General features: G+C 42.5%; 5 protein-coding genes. 1 reads left to right on the forward strand and 4 read right to left on the reverse strand.

Annotated features, from left to right (window positions below):
• Positions 1 to 7: 7 nt before the first annotated feature.
• From AB4307_RS19985 to AB4307_RS20000, 4 genes are all read right to left on the reverse strand, one after another.
• Complete coding sequence (locus AB4307_RS19985; RefSeq protein WP_136974303.1) at positions 8 to 1,987, reverse strand: diguanylate cyclase; 1,980 nt, start codon at positions 1,985 to 1,987, stop codon at positions 8 to 10.
• 162 nt (positions 1,988 to 2,149) lie between these two features.
• Positions 2,150 to 2,500, reverse strand: coding sequence for a DUF2750 domain-containing protein (locus AB4307_RS19990; RefSeq protein WP_017062305.1), 351 nt, complete (start codon positions 2,498 to 2,500; stop codon positions 2,150 to 2,152).
• A 135-nt stretch (positions 2,501 to 2,635) separates the two neighbouring features.
• Positions 2,636 to 3,253, reverse strand: coding sequence for an OmpA family protein (locus AB4307_RS19995; protein WP_102321441.1), 618 nt, complete (start codon positions 3,251 to 3,253; stop codon positions 2,636 to 2,638).
• The gene (locus tag AB4307_RS20000; RefSeq protein ID WP_017062307.1) at positions 3,253 to 4,560 is read right to left on the reverse strand and encodes a TolC family outer membrane protein; all 1,308 of its coding nucleotides are present in this window, start codon (positions 4,558 to 4,560) and stop codon (positions 3,253 to 3,255) included. The genes AB4307_RS19995 and AB4307_RS20000 overlap by 1 nt, the downstream gene beginning before the upstream one ends.
• A gap of 402 nt (positions 4,561 to 4,962) precedes the next feature.
• Between AB4307_RS20000 and AB4307_RS20005 the strand changes: the two genes are divergently transcribed.
• Positions 4,963 to 6,054, forward strand: a 1,092-nt coding sequence (locus tag AB4307_RS20005; RefSeq protein WP_372133175.1) for an Ig-like domain-containing protein, incomplete at its 3' end; no start/stop codon positions are given.

Genomic DNA, 6,054 nt, shown 5'->3' on the forward strand with positions numbered 1-6,054 from the left:
CCTCAGGTCAATCAATTGGTTCGTTGTAAGCATCAATGATGCAGTTTCGGCCGTTGCTTTTGGCTTGATAGAGTGCTTGGTCGAGCACTGAATACAAGTCATCAAAGTCACTTAATGCGTTTGAGGTTGCTAGATAAGCAAAACTCGCGGTCACATTAAGTGACTTTTTGCTTTCTGATAAAAAGACAGTGCTTGAAATGGCGTAGTGCAACTCTTCAACGCGTTCTCGTACCTCTGCTGGTGGGGTATCGGTTAATATGATGACAAATTCTTCACCCCCTAAGCGACCAAACAATTCACCATTCACTAAGTGTTTTCTAATTTGATCACTAATATGGACCAGTGCCCGATCACCAGTAGGGTGCCCATGCTCATCATTAATCTTCTTAAACTTATCTAGATCGAGCAGCACGAGCACATGCTGTTTGTCCGTCCCTTTACAGCGTTTCACTCTTTTGATTCTTCGAATTATCTCAGTTCGGCTATATGCTTTCGTTAAGCCATCAATTGCTGCTTTTGCGCGAACCGTTTTGTTTATCAATACCGTGAAGCTTGCAGCGCAAAGCAACAGAATAACAACGATGTTGTACATCCATCTTTGATGTTCCATTTTTTCAATTTGAACGCGGTCGAGTTTCGTCTGATGTGTCAGGAAAGAGCTTTCTAGTTCTTGTTCATATTTGGCGTGCGTCAGGCCGAGCGCTTCGAGTGCGAGTCGATTGTCGATATCTCTAGCTTCCATTTGTATTGACGAGTATCGCTGGTAGAAATAGAAAGCTTGTTGGTAATCGCTGAGTGATTGATGAATATCAGAAAGCTGAAGAAGTGACTGCGCGATGTATTTATGCCTTGTGACTTGTTCAGCTAATTCTAGCGCTTGTTGAGCATAGTTGAGTGCTTCCGTTGGCAGTTTCTGTTCTTCGAACATATCGCTGATCGCCAAGTAAGCATTGATGCGAATGACATCATTGCTCAGTTCGCTCGAAGCTGAAAGAGACTCAATTAGGTAGGTTCTCGCCACATCATAGTTTTTCGTTTGAGTGTACGCTTTTCCTAAGCCAAGACTTGTGAGTGCAATACCGTAGCTATGCGACGTTGAGCTCAGCAGTGTTCTTGCTGTCTGAAAGTGGTGAATTGCTAGTTCACTTTGCTCTTGGTTAAGGTAGAGATCCGCAAGGCTGTGATGCACTTGTGCTTTCATTAAATCTGAAGCGTTTACTCTGAGAATGAGAGCTTGCTCTAGATACTCCGCCGATTTTTCATATTGCTTTAATTCTTTGAGCAAGTTACCCACATCGTTGTAAACCCCTGAAATATCATGCCCTTGTGGAAACACGTTTATTAGTGATAGGTAGGTGTCTAGTGCAGCTTGATAGTCACTGCGGAAATGATGATTGTTCGCGATGACTCGATAAGTCCCGAATTTTGGTAATACAGGGTCAGCGATGTCATGTAAATCTGACTGAAGGGCAGAGCAGTAATAGTTCGCTTGATGGTATTTAGCTTGCTCGTTAAGCGATCGGCATAGCTGGTACTTTAGTAAGGCTTTACCAGTTAAATCACTGCGAGATTGCATTTTCGCCAAAAGTGTTAGAAAGCCTTGTTGTGCTTGTTCATATTGGCCTTTGCCGTCTTTCCTCAGAGCAGAAATAAACGCTGTTTCTATCGCTTGGTAGTCATTGTCGTTTGAAGCGATTCCGTAGAACGGCTGATCTCGGTGGCTCATGTATTGATACAGAAGAGACGCAAGGTAAAGCTTATCTCCATAAACCGTTGAGCCGATGTAGCGTGTTTGCAGCATGTTTAATGCGCGCTCAGGAGAGTGGTTTAAAGTAGAGAGATAAAGCGCGTTCCAATCAGCATTTGGAGTAGAGCTTAGATTGGAGGTATAGACTGGTGAATTGTGGTCACGATCTGATGTTGATACTTGGCTATAAGAACAAAAGCTAATGAATAGTAGAAAGGTAACAAAAACGAAGTGATTCACAAGAGACGATCAATCAGATAAAGAACGATATTCTATTATTAGTTTGATGTTGCTTCAAATTTTGAATGGTGCGACTACGTGGTTATGCGAGGTAGGTCTCTAATTTATTGATACTAATCAGAGGTATATCGGTCGCGCGAATCGTGCGACCGATATCGGAAATTAGATGTATAATTTCGCTAGGTCAGAAGGCTCAAGTTCTTTGCCTTCTAATGTTGCATTCCAGTTAGTACCAACAAGAACGCCGTCTTCAGCAAGAGTCAGTAACCAATCTTCTACAAAGATATCTAGTGGAATTTCTAATACTTCGAAGTCAGCCCACTCTTCAACGTTGTGAGTTTGAGCATCTTCTTTTGAAGACCAGAATGGCATCACTTCGCTGTTTTCGAATTCACTTGAGTCACATGCTAGCCAACCTTCTTCGTTGCGAAGGCCCCATACCAGTTTAGTTTCTTGTGTTTCAGAAACGAAAAGTTCTAGATTTGCTTGAGTATCAGCTGTAAGTTTGCTCATGGATTAATTCTCTATGTTGATAACGTGGCAAGATTAACATTATAGACGGCTTAGGTATATGCTATTCAAGGAATTATCACCATACTGAAACGTTAACTTAAGATAACGTTTCAGTATGGTAAAAGCTGGGTACGCCTACTTTTTAATTTTGGTGAAGATGTGCCATTCTTCTTTGATATTACCCTTAAATCCAACAACGGAAGCAACAACTTTTCGATGTAGTGCGTGATTGATTTGGGTGTCATCACTGCTGAATTCAGAATCACCATGACCTACGATGCTGACTCTAGATGGCTGAATACCGTTGCTAATTAGCGCTCGTCTTACATGTGATGCACGTTCTTTCGAAAGCTTTAGGTTATGTTCCGCGTTACCTACTTTGCTGGCATAACCTTGCAATTCAATGCTGGTACTTTCGTAGCGCTTTAAAAATGCCGCCATTTGGCGTATGTGCCCTAGAAAGACAGGGTTTATTTCCGTTGAATTATTAGCGAAGAGTATATGCAGCTCTTTCTTTTCCGATGACTCGAAATATGATCCACAACCGTCGTTATCGATCTCGGCACCAATTTGTGTATCGGGACATAAATCTCGCGCGTTTATTACACCGTCATTGTCATCATCTTGAAGATCGTAAATTTGAGTGGCCGGCGGTAGAGCGCGATATTCGAATTCATCTTCGTTGTTTTCAGCTAAAACATTGGCAGATACAACCATGAAGCAAAGCGATAATACTGTGTTGGTAAGCTTCATTAATATTCCACCTTTTCATTCCATTCTTCTGGGATCTCAACTCGTAAACCGATGAGTAGGTTACCAGTTGCGTTCATTACGCGATATTTTGCGTATTGCTCGTCATACTTAGCATCTAAATAGCCTTTACGAGCTTCGAATAATTCATTCTCAGTGTTAAGTAAGTCGAGAAGGGTACGTTTACCGATACGGTATTGTTTCTCATATGAGATTACCGTGTCTGATGCCGAGTCTACGTGGTCAGATAGGAACTCTTTTTGCTGAACCGTTAAATCAAGTGCGCTCCATGATAGACGTAGACTCTCTTCTACATTGCGGTAAGTACTTTCGCGAAGGTCCTTGGCTTTGTTGAGTTGGTAGGCTGCACTTTCTGTGCGGTCTTGATCCGAACCACCATTGTAAAGGTTGTATCTTAAACGAACCATGGCAGAAAACTCATCGCTGCTGCCTTCTGTACCACCGGCGTCATCACGCCAAGTTTGAGCGGCTTCAAAAGAAACAGTCGGGTAGTTGGTACTCTTAGATTGTTTGTATTGGAACTTCGCTGAGTCAACATCGGCTTGTGCAATCTTAATGACTGGATGCTGGTTAAACGCTTTTGCCAACGCACCATCAACGGTATAAGGAATTGCACCCGCATCTGCGCGAGGGAAAGTTAACCCTAAAGGAGATTGACCAACAAGTCTTTTAAACTGAGTATGCGTATCAAAAAGGTTGTTTTGAGCAGCAAGCAAATTCCCGTGCGCTTTCGCAATACGAGCTTCAACTTGTGACATATCTGCGGTTGAACCAATACCTGATTCCACGCGCTTACGAATATCGTTATATATCTCTTTGTGCGTCGCTAAGTTACTTTCCGAAAGAGAAAGCACTTCATAGGCTTTCACTGCATCAAGATAAACCTTTGTTACTTCTAAAGCGATGTCTTGCGCGTTAGATAGTAGTTGATAGCGCACGGACTCTGCATCAGCCGCAGTACGGTCAATATCATTGGATGTATTAGCGCCATCCCATATTAACTGGGTCAAGGTGATCGTTGCTTCTTTTCTAGTCAGATCGGTAGTGTCTTGGTTGGTTGCTAGATCAGTATGTTCATAACCAATCCCACCATCTAAGTCTATACTTGGTCGATAAGCACCACCAGAAGCGTCGTTAAGATAACGCTTACTGATATATTCGTTATAAGCACTTTTGATTTCAGGGTTGCTTTCTAATGTAAACGCAACGGCTTGCTCTAAGGTTTGTGCTGTTGTCGGCAAACTTAGCGCTATAGCTAACCCTAATGTTGTCGTTTGAATGTAATTCAATTTCCATCTCTCCAAATTGGACTGCATCTAAACCTACGCTTTTTAATGTGCTAGATACGAAATTTAGATGAACCGCCAAAAAAATAACGTTCGCTCGAGAAGCTACCGTAAATGGTTGTAAAGTTGTTAACAGTTTGCTGTGCGTTTTATGATGATTTTGAGAACGTCAATTTTACGTTTTTAGCTCTGTTATTTTTCGCAAACACAATAACTTATATTGATAGTGTGAGCACTTTCATTATTGTGTGATGTGATCAGCGTCATTACCTTGTCACTCGGTATGTTAAATGCACGATTCATAACTAGGAATTATGTGATGTTAAATGTTATATTTAGGCTAATATTATAAATAAGATGTCACAAAGTTGACGTGACAAGCGAAAATGGTTTTTAGGGGTTGATATGGACATTACAGCATTGAATTTGACCGGTGCTCTTGCATTGGGTCAGCGCATTGTTATTTCAGTTGATGGCACGGTTAGAGTACTCGAAGAGGGAGAGCCTCTACAGGCTGGAGATGTAACTCTTGAATCTCAAAATGGACCTAATGAACCTCAGGTATCAGTTAAGCGTTTTTCACCTGAAGACGGTGAAGTTGAACTAGACCAGGATATCGCAAATATTTTTGCCGCATTAGAAGAAGGTGAAGACCCTACTGAGTTAGGAGATGAGTTCGCTACCGCTGCTGGTCAAAATGGTTCTAGCTTGGCAACTAGTGGGACTGTAGAGCGAGACGGTGAAGAAACGATCCCAGCAACCGAATTTATAACAACGGGATTTGAAGCGCTGGGCATGTCGCGAACTCAAAGCCTGAGCCTTCTAGAGCAATTCCGTTCGTTTGAGCAAACTAATAGCGCCCCTACCTTTGTTGATACCAATAACTCGCCTGTCGGTGACACTCTCTCATTTACAACCGATGAAGATACTCCAGTAAGCGGAACGTTGTCAGCATCAGATGAAGATGGCGATTCGCTGTCTTTCGTTAAGTTCACCGATCCATCAAACGGTACTGTCGTTGTCGATGAAAATGGTGATTGGACTTATACCCCCAACGAAAACTACAACGGTACCGATAGCTTTACGGTTATCGTCGATGATGGAAATGGTGGTACTGACACAATTACGGTTAACGTTGGCGTAACTCCCGTAAATGACGCGCCGATAGGTAATGACCTTTCAGTAACCACCGACGAAGATACCCCAGTAAGCGGAACGCTAAACGCAACAGATACGGACGGAGACTCGTTAACATTCTCAAAAGGCACAGATCCGTCAAACGGTTCTGTAGTCGTTGATGAAAATGGTAATTGGACCTATACGCCAGACGAAAACTACAACGGAAGCGATAGCTTCACCGTTGTAGTTAGCGACGGGAATGGAGGCACAGATACTATTACTGTTGATATTGGCGTGACGCCTGTAGATGACGACTCTTTATTTTTTAACCAAGAACTAAGTTATGCGGAAAACCAAATGGCGGACGCGGTAGTGGGT

Source organism: Vibrio sp. 10N.261.52.C2, assembly GCF_041471425.1.
Classification (GTDB): domain Bacteria; phylum Pseudomonadota; class Gammaproteobacteria; order Enterobacterales; family Vibrionaceae; genus Vibrio; species Vibrio crassostreae_C.